The sequence below is a fragment of the Janthinobacterium sp. UMAB-60 genome (genome assembly GCF_900095235.1).
GTDB lineage: Bacteria > Pseudomonadota > Gammaproteobacteria > Burkholderiales > Burkholderiaceae_D > Janthinobacterium.
Window position 1 is genome coordinate 46521 of sequence record NZ_LT607498.1, and the last position, 14544, is coordinate 61064.

14 protein-coding genes are annotated in these 14544 nt (G+C 60.7%); 5 read left to right on the forward strand and 9 right to left on the reverse strand.

Annotated features, from left to right (window positions below; all coding sequences use genetic code 11):
* Window positions 1–2: 2 nt before the first annotated feature.
* Window positions 3–1868, reverse strand: a complete 1866-nt coding sequence (locus K0F86_RS23230) for a serine hydrolase (RefSeq protein WP_219136522.1) — start codon at window positions 1866–1868, stop codon at window positions 3–5.
* 91 nt (window positions 1869–1959) lie between these two features.
* Here K0F86_RS23230 and K0F86_RS23235 point away from each other — a divergent pair, with 91 nt between their 5' ends.
* Window positions 1960–2322, forward strand: coding sequence for a hypothetical protein (locus tag K0F86_RS23235; RefSeq protein WP_219136523.1), 363 nt, complete (start codon window positions 1960–1962; stop codon window positions 2320–2322).
* A gap of 38 nt (window positions 2323–2360) precedes the next feature.
* On the opposite strand, the gene K0F86_RS23240 is transcribed toward K0F86_RS23235, so the two are convergent.
* The 5 genes from K0F86_RS23240 to phaC all read right to left on the reverse strand — a co-directional run bounded on the left by K0F86_RS23240 (window position 2361) and on the right by phaC (window position 8858).
* On the reverse strand, window positions 2361–3527 hold the full coding sequence (locus tag K0F86_RS23240; protein ID WP_219136524.1) for a cystathionine beta-lyase: 1167 nt from the start codon (window positions 3525–3527) through the stop codon (window positions 2361–2363).
* 97 nt (window positions 3528–3624) lie between these two features.
* Window positions 3625–4599 carry a hypothetical protein gene (locus K0F86_RS23245; protein ID WP_219136525.1) on the reverse strand — a complete coding sequence of 325 codons (975 nt, stop codon included), beginning with the start codon at window positions 4597–4599 and terminating at the stop codon, window positions 3625–3627.
* A 185-nt stretch (window positions 4600–4784) separates the two neighbouring features.
* Entirely contained in the window at window positions 4785–6140 is a 1356-nt protein-coding gene (gene rimO / locus K0F86_RS23250; RefSeq protein WP_219136580.1) for a 30S ribosomal protein S12 methylthiotransferase RimO, read from the reverse strand.
* Between the two features lie 192 nt (window positions 6141–6332).
* Window positions 6333–6896 carry a polyhydroxyalkanoate synthesis repressor PhaR gene (phaR, locus tag K0F86_RS23255; protein WP_219136526.1) on the reverse strand — a complete coding sequence of 188 codons (564 nt, stop codon included), beginning with the start codon at window positions 6894–6896 and terminating at the stop codon, window positions 6333–6335.
* A 225-nt stretch (window positions 6897–7121) separates the two neighbouring features.
* Complete coding sequence (gene phaC, locus K0F86_RS23260) at window positions 7122–8858, reverse strand: class I poly(R)-hydroxyalkanoic acid synthase (RefSeq protein ID WP_219136527.1); 1737 nt, start codon at window positions 8856–8858, stop codon at window positions 7122–7124.
* A 100-nt stretch (window positions 8859–8958) separates the two neighbouring features.
* On the opposite strand from phaC, the gene K0F86_RS23265 reads away from it, so the two are divergent.
* Window positions 8959–9183, forward strand: coding sequence for a hypothetical protein (locus tag K0F86_RS23265; protein ID WP_306823222.1), 225 nt, complete (start codon window positions 8959–8961; stop codon window positions 9181–9183).
* A 16-nt stretch (window positions 9184–9199) separates the two neighbouring features.
* On the opposite strand, the gene pgeF is transcribed toward K0F86_RS23265, so the two are convergent.
* Both pgeF and K0F86_RS23275 read right to left on the reverse strand, forming a co-directional pair.
* Window positions 9200–9985 carry a peptidoglycan editing factor PgeF gene (gene pgeF, locus K0F86_RS23270; RefSeq protein ID WP_219136528.1) on the reverse strand — a complete coding sequence of 262 codons (786 nt, stop codon included), beginning with the start codon at window positions 9983–9985 and terminating at the stop codon, window positions 9200–9202.
* On the reverse strand, window positions 9985–11010 hold the full coding sequence (locus K0F86_RS23275) for an RluA family pseudouridine synthase (RefSeq protein ID WP_071076764.1): 1026 nt from the start codon (window positions 11008–11010) through the stop codon (window positions 9985–9987). Before K0F86_RS23275 ends, pgeF begins: the two co-directional genes overlap by 1 nt.
* A gap of 89 nt (window positions 11011–11099) precedes the next feature.
* Between K0F86_RS23275 and K0F86_RS23280 the strand changes: the two genes are divergently transcribed.
* Complete coding sequence (locus K0F86_RS23280) at window positions 11100–11903, forward strand: outer membrane protein assembly factor BamD (protein WP_071076763.1); 804 nt, start codon at window positions 11100–11102, stop codon at window positions 11901–11903.
* Between the two features lie 140 nt (window positions 11904–12043).
* On the opposite strand, the gene yaaA is transcribed toward K0F86_RS23280, so the two are convergent.
* Window positions 12044–12814, reverse strand: coding sequence for a peroxide stress protein YaaA (gene yaaA / locus K0F86_RS23285; protein WP_219136529.1), 771 nt, complete (start codon window positions 12812–12814; stop codon window positions 12044–12046).
* 30 nt (window positions 12815–12844) lie between these two features.
* On the opposite strand from yaaA, the gene K0F86_RS23290 reads away from it, so the two are divergent.
* Together K0F86_RS23290 and K0F86_RS23295 are read left to right on the forward strand one after the other, a co-directional pair.
* Entirely contained in the window at window positions 12845–13279 is a 435-nt protein-coding gene (locus tag K0F86_RS23290; RefSeq protein ID WP_219136530.1) for a putative toxin-antitoxin system toxin component, PIN family, read from the forward strand.
* 83 nt (window positions 13280–13362) lie between these two features.
* Window positions 13363–14541, forward strand: a complete 1179-nt coding sequence (locus K0F86_RS23295; RefSeq protein WP_219136531.1) for a pyridoxal phosphate-dependent aminotransferase — start codon at window positions 13363–13365, stop codon at window positions 14539–14541.
* Window positions 14542–14544: the final 3 nt, after the last annotated feature.

Genomic DNA, 14544 nt, shown 5'->3' on the forward strand with positions numbered 1-14544 from the left:
TTCTACAACTGCCACAAGCGCAGCGGCAGCAAGCCCCACCAGGCCAGCACCAGCAGCAGTTGCAATGCCGCCAGCAAGGCCACCCAATCCCATTTCGCCCACGAGCCGGCCTCTGCCGCCGTGCCGCGGCTGCGCCAGCAGCGGGCCAGGCCGAATGCCGTGGCCAGCGGCAACACGCCTGTGACCAGCGCCAGCAGCACGCTGGCGATGGTCACGTCGCCCAGGCGCAGGTAGGACTGGAAATAGAAAAACGGCAGCGGCAAAAGCAGCGCCAGCAGCGACAGCAGGGGCGCGAACAGATGGTCGCCCCGCCCCAGGCTGCGCAGCGCGGCGCGCCACACGCCCACCACCAGCACATACAGCAAGCCCGCCATGCCCAGCGCCAGGCTGCCCCACAAGACCAGCATGCGCAGCATCGACACCCGCTCATAGCTGCGCAAGCCGTCGCTGAGGATATGCTTGCCATCCTCCTGCATCAGCACGTGCGATGGCGTGCTGCGGTCGCTGGCGCGGAACAGCAAGCCGCCCACCGGTTCCAGTTCCTTCGGCTCGCCCTGGAACGGGATCAGGAACAGCGACTCGCCATCCCATTTCAGGCGCATAAAGCCGAAGACGGCATCGACCCAGGCCATGCTGGCCATGGGGCTGGGTGACGGCACATACACGCCCTGCCAGTTTTCCACCGTGGGCGCGGGCGTGCCCTGCGGGGCCGGCGCGCGCAGCGGCAGCTCCAGGTCGCGCAGCAGCAGGCGGTTGAAGCGTTCATAGTCGGCCTGTTCGGCATCCGTATTGAAGGCCACGAAAAAGGCGCTTTTCTGTTCAGGATAAAGGCACAGCATGGCGCGAAAACCCACGGCCGTGCCAGGGTGGCAGGCGCCCACCACATTGTGGCGGTCGCGCACGGCCAGGGCCAGGCCGTGGCCCGTTGCCAGGCCCGCCTGCGCCGCATCCGTGCCGGCCGGTTCGGACAAGGCGCCCATCAGCGCCAGGTCGATGAAGCGCTGGTCCTGCAGCTTGCCGTCGCCCATCAGGAATTGCGCCAGCTTGCCCATGTCGGCCGCCGTGGTGGTAAATTGCGCGGCCGGACGCAGGTACTGCGGCACGGCCGCTTGCGCCACGCCATGCTCGAAGTGGCCCATGGCCAGGCGCGGATCAGCCTGCGCGCCCGCCTGCGTGACGAAAGTAAACGTGCTGTCCGCCATGCCCAGCGGCTGCAGCAGCTGCGCATCGAGGTAGCGTTCATACGGCTGGCCCGTCACCTTCTCGATCACCATGCCCAGCAAGCCATAGCCCATGTTGGAATACGCATAGCGGCTGCCGGGACGGGCGCGCACGCGCAGCAGATTGCGGCCGCCGTCGAAGGCGGCCGCCAGCGGCGTCTGCGGCGCAGGATTCAGGCTGAAGGCCTGCCAGAAGCGCACATTATCGAGGCCGGACGTGTGCGCCAGCAGGTGGCGAATGCGCACGGGGTCGCTTGTTTGCCACGGGTTTTTCAGCGCCAGTTCCGGCAGCACCTGCTGCAAGGGCGTGTCGAGCGTGAGCCGGTCTTCGCTGACCAGGCGCAAGACGCCCAGCGCCAGCGCCACCTTGCCCACGGAGCCCACTTGCACGCGCGTGTCCGCCTGCATGGGTATGTGCTTGGCGGCATCGCGCTGGCCCGACGCGCCGACTTTGACTGTGCCGTCGGACAAGACTTCGCTCCAGACGGCGCCCGCCAGGCCCTCTTCCTTCAAGCCGGCGGCAAACTCCGCCTCCAGCGCAGGCGCGGCGGCATGGGCCGCCGTGGCGCACAGCAGCAAGGCGGGCACGGCGCGCCGCAGCCATGACCTGGCGCGCGCGGCCAAGGTGGGATGTGGATCTGCTTTCAACAATGTATTCCGCCTTTTTCATGAATTGCGCTCCCGCGCAAAATAGCTTGTTACAATAAAAATCTGAGCAAACAATCAAGCAGGAGCCTGCATGTCACAAGATATTATTTTAGATACCCCACTCCGGCAGACGAAAAACCTGGCCTGGTGGTTATACCTGATACATGGCGCCAGCTTTGTGTTTTCGCTGGGCGCGTTTTCCTTCATTCCGCTCATCATCAATTATATGAAGCGGGACGAGGCGGCCGGGACCTTCGTATACAGCCATCACAGCTGGATGATCCGTTCCTTCTGGTGGTATGTGGCCTGGGTCGTCCTCGGTGCCGTGCTGTGGGTCACCATCATCGGCATTCCGCTGGCCTTCGTCGTATGGGGCGTGGCCTGGCTGTGGAAAGCCTACCGCCTGCTGCGCGGCTTCCTCGACCTGAACAACAACACGCCCGTGCCCATGTAAGAACTTGCGGGCAAGCCATCGTGCTTGCCCCACTGCCGCTACATCGCCGCGAACGCCCGTTCGATATCGGCGATCAGATCCTGCGGATCTTCCAGCCCCACATTCAGGCGTACCAGCTGGCCCGGCAACTGCCAGCCCTTGCGCATGGCGGCGATGCGGTACGGCATCACCAGGCTGTTCGCGCCACCCCAGCTGTAGCCTATCTTGAACAACTGTAAGGCATCGACGAAACGGTCCGTCTGCGCCTCCGTGTAGCGGGCATCGAACAGCACGGAAAACAGGCCGCCCGCGCCCGTGAAATCGCGCTGCCAGATGGCGTGGCCCGGACAATCGGCAAAAGCCGGATGCAGCACGGTGGCGATCTCGCTGCGGCCCTTGAGCCAGGCGGCCACCGCGCGCGCGCCCGCATCGTGGGCGTCGAAGCGCAGCTTCATGGTGGGCAAGCCGCGCAGCACCAGGTAGGCGTCATCCGCGCCCACGCCCATGCCAAGGCGCATGTGCGCCTGCGCCAGGCGCTCGTGCAGCGCCCTGTCCCGCGTGATCAGGGCGCCCATCAGCACGTCGGAGCCGCCCGACTGGTATTTCGTCAGCGCCTGCATGATGATGTCCACGCCCAGGTCGAAGCCGCGCAGGGCCAGACCCGCCGACCAGGTGTTGTCCAGGGCGACGAGCACGCCGCGCGCATGGGCGGCCACGCAGATGGCGGGCAAGTCCGGCACTTCCATGGTCACGGAACCCGGTGCTTCCGTCCAGATGAGCTTGGTATTCTCCTGGATCAAGGCGGCGATGCCGGCGCCGATGAGCGGATCGTAATAGCGGGCCGTGATGCCGAAATCCTGCGCCAGCCAGCGTCCCAATTCGCGGTTCGGGTTGTAGATATTTTCCGGCAGCAAGACATCATCGCCCGTTTTCAGCAGCGCAAAATCCGCCATGGCGATGGCCGCCAGGCCCGATGGCGCCAGCAGGCAGTAGTTGCCCCCTTCGATCTCGGCCAGCCGCGCTTCCAGCGTGAACGTGGTGGGCGTGCCGTGCAAGCCGTAGGTATAAGCGTTTTTCTCTTTCCAGTCGCCCGAACGCATGGCCGCCACGTCCTTGAACAGCACGGTCGATGCGTGATGGATGGCGTTGGGAAAGGCGGCAAAGCCTTGCGGCGCCTGGTAATCGCTGTGGATCAGCGCCGTCTGGGGGGATTTGATTGTGGTCATGGCATACGCTAATATAAGAGCTGTGTTCGCAGAATATTTGAAATCATTTGGCCTTCAGTACTCAAACCTTAGCGTGAAATGATTCAAGATGTGATGATCAGACAGACTCAACTATTTCTGGCATCGATTCGGGCGGATCTATGCCATATACTCTATTCACTGCAGCCCATGCCCGTTCCTCCATGTCCTTGAGCTGCACTATGAACTTATCATCATTCCGAGGCAGGTTCAGCTCAGCGCGTAGCGCGCTCATTAACCTCACCAACGCACGCTGGACGGAGCGAAGCCTTCCAAAGGTCGCTTTGAAGACCTCCAGGCGCATTGGCAAAATGCCGTTTATGACGTGTCGCTGCGTTACTTCAAGCTCTTTTACATACGCATTTGCGTCCAATACCAAGTCAGCCAGCCTTTCCTGCTCTATCAGACTTGCATTCTTTGCCTTGGCATCAGTAAATTGAGAGCTGAGCCGACGAGCCTCGGCTTCTGCGAAGACGATTGTTTCCTTACGACGACGTATCGGCTCCATTGCGGTTCTAATTGGATTGGCTGTGGCCAACGCATGTATGAAAACCTCCGAGAAATCGCTTGCCAGATCGCGAGAGAGATGCGCGGCCTCCGCATCGGCAACCAGCCATATCTTTGCGTTAGCTTTCAGAAATGATTGCAAGGCGTCCGTATCATTTCCAGCGTTAAGCGGCCGGTCTGGTAGACCTCCGATGTATCCAAGTAGAGCATGAGTTTCCTCCACCGCTTTTGCATAAACATCTCTGCGGATGGCTCCTTTTCGATCCTCGTCCTTCTGCGTGGCATCATGCTGCCGCTGTAAGGCTGCCTCAGCGTCATTGCGAGCATGCTGCATCGCCAATAGTAGAAGGCTATTCCTGCTTGACGCCCGTGTAGTAAAAGCTGCAACGCCGGATGCTACGATAGCACTGATAAGGCCCGCCCAAATAATCCATGGAACCCCCAGCCAGCCGCTAGCTACGGCCTGAGTCGCTTGAACTGCCTGTACCGCTGTCGTCATAATCTTTCCATTACTAATGGCATCTGCGCCGATGGCGTTAAAATTCATTTAACCGCTTTTGTGAACGTTTTGTTGCGAGGTTCGCTGATCCTGCAAATTATCATTCATTGAGACACATCACAAACGTGGCCAATAAAAAAGGCGGATCAGCAATTGCTGGTCCGCCTTGATTGTAAGGGCTTATGCCCTTTCCTGCCGTACGTATGACAGAGTGTTACACCTGCGAAAAACTTTTATTCTGCGGCGCCCCACAGGTCGTGCGCGTCCGCTGAAGTAATTTTTACGTCAACGAATTGACCGACGGCCAGCTTGCGGTGCGGTTCGAACGGCGGTTTCACATACACGACGCCGTCGATTTCCGGCGCGTCGGCGGACGAGCGGCCCACGCCGCCGGAGCGGGTGACTTCATCTATCAGCACGCGCACGGTCTTGCCGACCTTGGCTTGCAGGCGTTTCTTGGAAATTTCTTCCTGCAGCAGCATCACGCGGCCGCGGCGCTCTTCGCGCAGCTCTTCCGGCACGGGATTGGCGATGGCATTGGCCGTCGCGCCTTCGACAGGCGAATAGGCGAAGCAGCCCAGGCGGTCGATCTGCGCTTCCTTGAGGAAGTCGAGCAAGTACTCGAATTCCGCTTCCGTTTCGCCAGGGAAACCGGCGATAAAGGTCGAGCGTATCGTCAGGTCCGGGTTGATGGCGCGCCAGGCCTGGATGCGGTCCAGGTTTTTCTCGCCGCTGGCCGGGCGCTTCATGCGTTTCAACACGTCAGGATGCGCGTGCTGCATCGGAATATCGAGGTAGGGCAAGATGTGGCCACCGCTCATCATCGGGATGATCTGGTCCACGTGCGGGTACGGGTACACGTAGTGCAGGCGCACCCAGGCGCCGTAGGTCTTGGCCAGTTCGCCCAGCGCTTCCGTCAGCTGCGTCATGTGTGTCTTGACGGGACGGCCATTCCAGAAGCCGGAGCGGAATTTCACGTCCACGCCATACGCCGAGGTATCTTGCGAAATAACCAGCAATTCCTTGACGCCGGCCTTGAACAGGTTTTCCGCTTCGATCATCAGTTCGCCGATCGGACGCGAGACCAGGTCGCCGCGCATCGATGGGATGATGCAGAAACTGCAACGGTGGTTACAGCCTTCGGAAATTTTCAGGTAGGCATAATGCTTCGGCGTCAGCTTGATGCCTTGCGGCGGCACCAGGTCGAGAAACGGCGCGTGCGGCTTCGGCAGGTGAAAATGGACGGAATCCATCACTTCGGCCAGCGCGTGCGGACCCGTAACGGCCAGCACTTTCGGGTGCACCTTCATGATGATGTCGTCGCCGGCAGCATCTTTCTTGGCGCCCAGGCAGCCGGTCACAATGACCTTGCCGTTTTCAGCCAGCGCTTCGCCGATGGCATCGAGCGACTCTTGCACGGCAGCATCGATAAAACCGCAGGTATTGACGATCACCAGATCGGCGCCAGCATAGGATTTCGCCGTTTCGTAGCCTTCGGCGCGCAGTTGGGTCAGGATTTGTTCGGAGTCGACCAGCGCTTTCGGGCAGCCGAGCGAGACAAAGCCCACTTTCGGCGCCGCACCTGGCATGGCCAGCATGGCCTCTGGCTTGGCGGAAGGAACGGGAATACGGTGAATTTCAGACATAGTTGGCAGCTAGTAAAATGGTGAGGCGAATCGGCTATTGTACCCCGAGCCGCCCCTTGCTGGCAGAACTATGCTGATTTGATGACGCCAATACAACTCCCGGGCGCGAAATGGCCCGCGAGCGTCTGGCGTCGATTACTTTTTGTCGGTCGGAGGAACCGGCGGCACAAACGGGAAGGTGCCGAACAGATTCTTGCTCTGGCTCTGCATCTGTTCCTGCATCTGCACGAACAGGCTCTTGCTCTGGTCGATGTAGTTGTTCATCATGCCTTGCATCATCGGGCCCTGGACATTCATGAACTGGGTCCACATTTCGGGGCTGAATGGCTTGCCTTCGAAACTGCCGGCCGACGTGCCCGTGAATTTGTGCTGGATATCGGTGAACGCTTGCACGTTCTTTTCCAGGTAGGAGCCCATCATGCCCTGCATGGCGTGGCCATAGTAGCGGATGATCTGCGACAACACGACGCTCGAGAACATGGGCGCGCCGTTCGCTTCCTCTTCCAAAATGATTTGCAGCAAGATGCTGCGCGTCAAATCTTCACTGGATTTGGCATCGACGACCGTAAACACCTCATTGTCCAACACCAGCTGCTTGACGTCCGTCAAGGTGATGTAGGAACTGGTTTGCGTGTCGTACAGACGGCGGTTGGGATATTTTTTAATCAGGCGGTCTATACTTTTTTTTGCACTACTCATCACAAGTTCCACTTATTGCGCCGCAGCGCATACTGAGTTAATCCGAAAAAAAAGCGAACGTGGGTCCGCTTTCGCACCTGCCTACTTTTTCCATTATAGAGTGGAAAACGGCTCCATTACACATCAGGGTAGTAGATTCCCGCATTTATTGCAACGCAACTAAAAGTAGATTCCTGACAAGACCGATGATTACGCCGGCCTTGTCAGGCGAGAAGCTTTTATAAACTAATCCGCCCTGACTTTAACATACCGCCCTGGCGCCGGCTCGATTGCCGCGTGGCGCTTGTTGCCCGGCTTGCCGGGCGCCTTCACCTGCGTGCCGCCGTGTTCGGCCAGGAAGGCCGCCCATTCGGGCCACCAGCTGCCCGCGTGCTCGGTCGCGCCTTCCATCCACTGCTCGGCGCTCAAAGGCTTGGCTTTCGCCGTGCGCGGCTGGTCGTTGCTCCAGTAACTGCGCTTTTTCTTCGAGGCCGGATTGATCACGCCGGCGATGTGGCCCGAGGCACCGAGGACAAAACGGTTGGCTTTCGGCTTCTTGGGATTCAGCAAGGCCGTGCTGGCATAGGCCGCGCCCCAGGGCACGATATGGTCTTCGCGCGAGCCATAGATGAAGGCGGGCGCGTCGATGCTGCTCAGATCGACCTTTTCACCGGCCACCGTCAGCTTGCCCGGCACTTTCAGGCTGTTTTCCAGGTAAGTATTGCGCAGATACCAGCAGAACATGGGGCCCGGCAAGCCCGTGCCGTCGCCATTCCAGTACAGCAAGTCGAACGCGGGAGGTTCCTTGCCCTTCAGGTAATTCGACTGCACGTAGTTCCACACGAGGTCGTTCGGCCGCAGGCTGGAAAACGTGCTGCCCAGGTCACGGCCCGACATCAGGCCACCGCTGGCCAGGCTCTGTTCGCGCAGCGCCACTTGCGGCTCGTCGATGAAGACGTCGAGCGCGCCCGTATCGCAGAAGTCGAGGAAGGTGGTCAGCAGGGTCAGGCTGGCGGCAGGATTCTCGCCGCGCGCCTTGAGCACGGCCAGCGCCGTCGAGACGATGGTGCCGCCCACGCAAAAGCCGAACATATTGAGCTTGTCCTGGCCGGAGATCTCCTGTGTCACCCGGATGGCTTCGATCACGCCTTGCTCGACGTAATCGTCCCACGTCAGGTGCTGCATGCTCAGGTCCGGATTGCGCCAGGACATCAGGAACACGGTATTGCCCTGCTCCACCGCATAGCGCACGAGCGAGTTTTCCGGCTGCAAGTCAAGGATATAGAATTTATTGATGCATGGCGGCACCATCAACAGGGGCCGCTGGTGTACCGTGGCCGTCGTCGGCGTGTACTGGATCAGCTGGAACAGCGCGTTTTCAAACACCACCGTGCCCGGCGTGGTGGCCACGTTGCGGCCCACTTCGAAGGCCGATTCATCGGACTGCGAGATGCGGCCCTTCTGCATGTCGGCCAGCATGTTCGTCAAGCCCTTGGCCAGGCTTTCGCCCTTGGTCTCGATCAGGGTTTGCTGGGCGTCAGGGTTGGTGGCCAGAAAGTTGGCGGGCGACATGGCGTCAACGATTTGCTGCACCGCAAACGCAATCTTTTGCTTCTGGTGCGGCGTCGCTTCCACGGCATCGGCCATGGCGCTGAGAAACTCCGCGTTCAGCAAATAGGCGGCCGCGTTGAAGGCCGACAGGGGGCTGGCGTGCCAGGCGGGCGCGGCGAAGCGGCGATCTTTCAGCTCCGGCGCCTTGCCGGCCATAAAGTCAGCCCACAAGCCCGTCAGCTTGGCCACATAGGCATTTTTCAGTTGCTCGATCGCTTCCGGCTTGATGCTGGCGCCCGCATCCTGCAAAATGCCGGCAATCGGATTGCCCTGGGGCTGCGGTACCATGTTGAACCACGTCTTCCACTGCTCAGGATTGCTGATCTGCGCCATCCATTCCTTGGTCATCATTTGAGGATCGGGCATGTTCATAGATGTAAAAGTCCATTAAGAAATTAAAACGTCGTCAAAAATAAATACTTCTGGATCAAAGCATGCAAACTCTTACTGACTGCCAATACCAATGATGCTCATGACCGCTGTTGCCTGGATCTATGTCGTCGGCCTCATGGCGCTGACGGAACCGTCCATCGTCGCCGGGGTGATGACCTTCGTGCTGTACTGCGTCATCCCGCTGTCCATCCTATTCTATCTGACGGGCTCGCGGCGACGCAAACGCAAGGCGGCGCGTATCGCTGAACAGAACGCCCGCGCGCTCGCCTCAGCAGACGATAAAACAAAAACGGCAGACACATAAGTGTCTGCCGTGCAGATTATTTGCGCCAGATCAAACTGGCCTGTCTTCCCGTGACGCCATCGCGCCGGTACGAGTAAAACTGCGCCGCATCGCTGACGGTGCAGTACTCGCCTCCCGCCACTTGCGCCACGCCATCGCGCAACAACATGGTGCGCGCCAGCGCATAAATATTCGCCAGGTACTTGCCCGGCTTGCCGGCGATGGCAGTGAACGCAGCGCTCAGCACTTGCCGCTCGGCATCGTCACGCGCGCCGTCGCGGAACGCTTGCAGCACGTCCTGCCCCACTTCGAATTGCTGCGGACCAATGGCTGGCCCCAGCCAGGCAAGGATCTCCCCTGCGCCCTGCGCCCGCATCGATGCCACCGTGCGCTGCAAGACGCCATTGGCCAGGCCGCGCCAGCCCGCGTGGGCCGCGCCGACGACCAAGCCATCGGCCGAGCAAAACAGCACCGGCAGGCAATCGGCCGTCATCACCACGCACACGGCGCCCGCCTGCGTGGCGATGCTGGCGTCGGCATCGGGCACGCAGCCGCCCAGCGTACCGGCATCGGCAACGGCCACGCCATGCACCTGCGACAGCCAGGCCGGTTCAGATGGCAGCATGGCCGCCAGCCGCGCTCGGTTGGCGGCCACGTGCGCGGGATCATCGCCCACGTGCGTGCCCAGGTTCAAGCCACCGCCGCCCTGCCCGTCACCATATGGTGCCTGGCTGACGCCACCCGCGCGCACGGTCGCCAGCGCGCCCACGTTCGCGGGCAAGCCGGGCCAATGGGGAGTAATGCAAGGCAACGGTAACGTCATCAGACCTGTTCCGGCTCGGGAATGCCGGCGGTGGCAATCAGTTGAGCGAAGTCATCGGCCAACGGCACGATCCATTCGCACGCTTCCAGGGTACCCGGATGCACGAGGCCCAGGCGACGCGCCTGCAAGGCCTGGCGCGAGAAGACGGACACCAGGTGCTGCTTGCCGTACACGGAGTCGCCGACCAGCGCGAAGCCCAGGTGCTGCATGTGCACGCGAATCTGGTGCGTGCGGCCTGTTTCCAGACGGCACTGCATCAGGCTCACTGGACGGCGGTCGAGTTCGCCGCTGCCGATCAATTCATAGTGCGTGATGGCGGGCTTGGCGGTGAAATTCTCAGACACGGCCATCTTGACGCGGTCGCGCGGGTGACGCGCGATGGAGGCATCGATGGTGCCCGCCATTTTTGGCGTGCCCCACACCAGCGCAAAATATTCACGCTTGACGGTGCGCGCCTGCAACTGGCGCACCAGATCCGTTTGCGAAGCGAGGGTCTTGCCGACCACCATCAGGCCGCTCGTATCCTTGTCCAGGCGGTGCACGATGCCGGCGCGCGGCACGCCCGCCAGTTGCGGACAGTGGTGCAGCAGGCCGTTGAGCAAGGTGCCCGACCAGTTGCCAGGGCCCGGATGCACGACCAGTCCGGCCGGTTTGTTGATCACGATGATATGCTCATCTTCGTGCACGATGTTCAATTCCATCGCTTCCGGCTTAAAAGCCTCGTCTTCCGGCGCGCTTTGCGGCAGAATGACGATCTTCTCGTCGCCATAGGCGGTCATGTTGCGTTTGGCAACTTTTCCATCGACGGTCACGAAACCGGCTTCCAGCCACAATTGCAAGCGGCTGCGCGAGTATTGCGGCACCAGCTGGGCGATGACTTTATCGAGGCGGTGGCCGCAGGCGTCCGGCGTCAGTTCCAATGTAATCGGGGCCATGATCTCGAAGGCGTCGTCGGCGGCAAAATCGCCGTCAAACGCATCTTCGGCGCCATGGTCAGAAAGGGAGTCAAACGCGGAGTCAGCCAAATTAGGCTTCGGAGTTAATATCACAGCATTCCCATCGGCTATAATCAGCCTATTGTAAAATCTTGGTTAAAACCTTCTTGCAAAACGTCATGCAAAAAAAATTATCGTTGGTAGTCGCTTCAGTCGTTCTGCTCGGCATGTCCGCTTGCAGCTTGTTGCCTGAAAAAGTGGATGAGACCAAAAACTGGTCCGTTACGAAATTATACTCGGAGGCGCGTGAAGAAATGGCCGGGCAGCACTATGAAGCTGCAATCGGCCTGTTCCAGAAGCTGGAGGCTAACTATCCTTTCGGCAACTATGCTCTGCAAGCGCAGATGGAGATCGCTTACGCGTATTATAAGGCGGGAGACCAGGCGCAGGCACTGGCTGCCGTCGAACGCTTCATCAAGTTGCATCCGAACCACGCCAATGTAGACTATATGTACTACTTGCGCGGCCTGATCAGCTTTAACGACCAGATCAGCTTCCTGAACTTCCTGTACGAGCAAGACCCGACCGAACGCGACCCGAAAGCCACGCGCGAAGCGTTTGCGGCCTTCAAGCAACTGGTCGACAAGTTTCCAAATAGCAAATATGCGCCCGATTCGCTGGCCCGCATGAACTATTTGATCGATGCCATGGCGAAATATGAAGTGCACGTGGCGCGTTATTACTATCGCCGCGGCGCCTACCTGGCCGCCGCCAACCGCGCACAAACGACGGTCAGCGACTTTGCCGCTTCGCCGGCCATCGAAGAAGCGCTGTTCATCATGTACCGCTCGTATGACAAGCTGGGCTTGACCGACCTGCGCGACGACACCTTGCGCGTGCTGACCAAGAACTACCCGAACACGGCATTCCTCAGCCCGGAAGGGGTGAACAAGGAACGCAAGTGGTGGAAATTCTGGCAGTAAAATGAAAAACCGGAGCTTGCTCCGGTTTTTTCTTGCGTCAACCCCAAAATCAAGGACCGGGGTCGTTCGCTGCGCGATCGGAATGCGTCCCACTGGGACGCATTCCCCCGTCGGGTACGACCCCAGCATTTGCTTCAGGGTTACTCGCCGACCTTGCGCCGGAATACCCAGCTTTTATCGTTCGACGCTTCGGGCACATACGCGTAACCGTCGACGTCGAACTGCTTCAGCTGCTCGGGATCGCGGATCTGATGGACGGCCGCATAGCGGGCCAGCATGCCGCGCGCGCGCTTGGCGTAGAACGAGATGATTTTATATTTGCCGTTCTTCCAGTCCTCGAATACGGGCGCGATGACGGGCACGTCCAGCTGGCGCGGCCTGACGGATTTGAAATATTCTTCGGAAGCAAGATTGACCAGCACTTGCGCGCCCTGCTCCTTCGCTGTACGGTTCAGGCCGTTGGTGATGGTGTCGCCCCAGAACGCATACAAATCCTTGCCGCGCGCGGTCGACAAACGCGTGCCCATTTCCAGGCGGTGCGGGTGGATCAGGTCCAGCGGGCGCAGCAAGCCGTACAGCCCGGATAAAATGCGCACGCGCGACTGCGCGTAGTCGAGCTGCTCGGGCTGCAGGCTGCGCGCGCCGAAGCCTGTGTACACGTCGCCATTGAAGGCCATGATGGCCTGGTGCGCATCGGTCAACTGCGGGGTCCACGACGCATAGCGGGCCACGTTGAGGGCGGACAAGGCGTCGGAAATGCCCATCAGGCTGCCCACTTCGCCAGGGGAAAACTGGCGCATGCGCTCTATCAGCTGGGCGGAATGGTCGAGAAAATCGGGGGTGCTGTGCAACGTGGTCGTTGGCGGCGTCTCCAGGTCGAGACTCTTGGCGGGCGAAAGCACGATCAACATAAATTATCACTACAAAATAGAATTGCCGACATGATACCTGCTCCACAAAAACTCGTCCTCGACACCAACGTCTGCCTCGACCTGTTCGTCTTCAACGACCCGCGCTGGGCGGGCTTGCTGGCGGCCATGGAAAGCGGCGCCGTGCACGCCATCACGCGCGAAGATTGCCGCGCGGAATATCTGGTCGTGTTGCATTACAAACATCTGCCGCTCGATGAAGCCAGCCGCGCTGTCGCCGCCGCCCGCTTCGACGCCCACATCAGCGTCGTGGCGCCACCCGTCTCCGGCGTGCGCCTGCCCGTCTGCACGGACAGGGATGACCAGAAATTCCTCGAACTGGCGCGCGACGCCAACGCCGACATCCTCATCACCAAGGACAAGGCGCTGCTGAAACTGGCCCGCAAGACGGCCAAGGCCGGCATGTTCAAGATCATGCTGCCGGAAGGCTGGGCCTTGCCAGGCTGAGCCGCCAAAGCCCCACACGGAACGCCACGCGCTGCGCTAGAATGGGACACGATTCCACTTTCCGCACCGCGACCCTACCGTACATGAACAGCCCGTCCCTGCCCCACCTGACTCCCACACTGACCACGCGCTTGCCTCTGGTGGGCACCACCGTGTTTACCCGCATGTCCAGCCTGGCGGCCCAGCATGGCGCCGTCAACCTGGGTCAGGGCTTTCCCGACTTCGATTGCGACCCGGCCCTGGTCGATCTCGTCAGCGACGCCATGCGCGCCGGCCACAACCAGTACCCGCAGATGACGGGCGCCGCGCCCCTGCGCGAGGCGATTGCCACGAAGATCGCCAGCCTGTACGGCCACAGCTATGACGCGGGCACGGAAATCACCGTCACGGCCGGCGCCACGCAGGCGCTCACCACCGCCATCCTGTGCTGCGTGCATCCAGGTGACGAAGTCATCGTCATCGAACCGGCCTACGACAGCTACCTGCCCGCCATCGCGCTGGCCGGCGGCGTGCCCGTGCTGGTGGCCATGCAGGTAACAGAGTCCGGCTACAGCGTGCCGTGGGACAAGCTGGCCGCCGCCGTCAGCTCCAAGACGCGCTTGATCATCATCAATACGCCGCACAATCCGACGGGCACGATTTTGCGCCCGGCCGACGTGGCGGCGCTGGCCGACATCGTGCGCGGCACGCAAATTCTCATCCTCTCCGATGAAGTCTACGAGCACATGGTGTATGACGGCGTGCGCCATGAGTCGCTCGCCCGCCACCCGGAACTGGCGGCGCGCAGCTTCATCGTTTCCAGCTTCGGCAAGACGTATCACGTGACGGGCTGGAAAGTGGGCTATGTGGCGGCGCCCGCGGCCCTGACGGCCGAGTTTCGCAAGGTGCACCAGTACAACGTCTTTACCGTCAACACCCCGATGCAACACGGCATCGCCGGCTATATGGCCGACGCGCAGCCCTACCTGGACTTGCCCGCGTTTTACCAGCGCAAGCGCGATTTGTTCCGCGACGGCCTGGCGGGCAGCCGCTTTACCCTGCTGCCGGCCGACGGCACGTATTTCCAGTGCGTGCGCTACGATGCCATTTCACAAGAGACCGAAGCACAGTTCGCCGAATGGTTGACGGCCGAGATCAAGGTGGCCGCCATCCCCGTCTCCGCGTTTTATGCGCAGGGCAAGGAATCGGGCATCGTGCGTTTCTGCTTTGCCAAGCAGGATGACACCTTGCGCCTGGCGCTGGAGCACCTGCGCAGCATATAACCG

Excerpts from the sequence above, each read along its gene's own strand:
- phaC (WP_219136527.1), bottom strand. The coding sequence starts at position 8,858 with ATGAACATGCCCGATCCTCAAATGATGACCAAGGAATGGATGGCGCAG.
- K0F86_RS23265 (WP_306823222.1), top strand. The coding sequence starts at position 8,959 with ATGACCGCTGTTGCCTGGATCTATGTCGTCGGCCTCATGGCGCTGACG.
- K0F86_RS23280 (WP_071076763.1), top strand. The coding sequence starts at position 11,100 with ATGCAAAAAAAATTATCGTTGGTAGTCGCTTCAGTCGTTCTGCTCGGC.
- K0F86_RS23290 (WP_219136530.1), top strand. The coding sequence starts at position 12,845 with ATGATACCTGCTCCACAAAAACTCGTCCTCGACACCAACGTCTGCCTC.
- phaR (WP_219136526.1), bottom strand. The coding sequence starts at position 6,896 with ATGAGTAGTGCAAAAAAAAGTATAGACCGCCTGATTAAAAAATATCCC.
- K0F86_RS23240 (WP_219136524.1), bottom strand. The coding sequence starts at position 3,527 with ATGACCACAATCAAATCCCCCCAGACGGCGCTGATCCACAGCGATTAC.
- yaaA (WP_219136529.1), bottom strand. The coding sequence starts at position 12,814 with ATGTTGATCGTGCTTTCGCCCGCCAAGAGTCTCGACCTGGAGACGCCG.
- pgeF (WP_219136528.1), bottom strand. The coding sequence starts at position 9,985 with ATGACGTTACCGTTGCCTTGCATTACTCCCCATTGGCCCGGCTTGCCC.
- K0F86_RS23235 (WP_219136523.1), top strand. The coding sequence starts at position 1,960 with ATGTCACAAGATATTATTTTAGATACCCCACTCCGGCAGACGAAAAAC.
- K0F86_RS23295 (WP_219136531.1), top strand. The coding sequence starts at position 13,363 with ATGAACAGCCCGTCCCTGCCCCACCTGACTCCCACACTGACCACGCGC.
- rimO (WP_219136580.1), bottom strand. The coding sequence starts at position 6,140 with ATGCCAGGTGCGGCGCCGAAAGTGGGCTTTGTCTCGCTCGGCTGCCCG.
- K0F86_RS23245 (WP_219136525.1), bottom strand. The coding sequence starts at position 4,599 with ATGAATTTTAACGCCATCGGCGCAGATGCCATTAGTAATGGAAAGATT.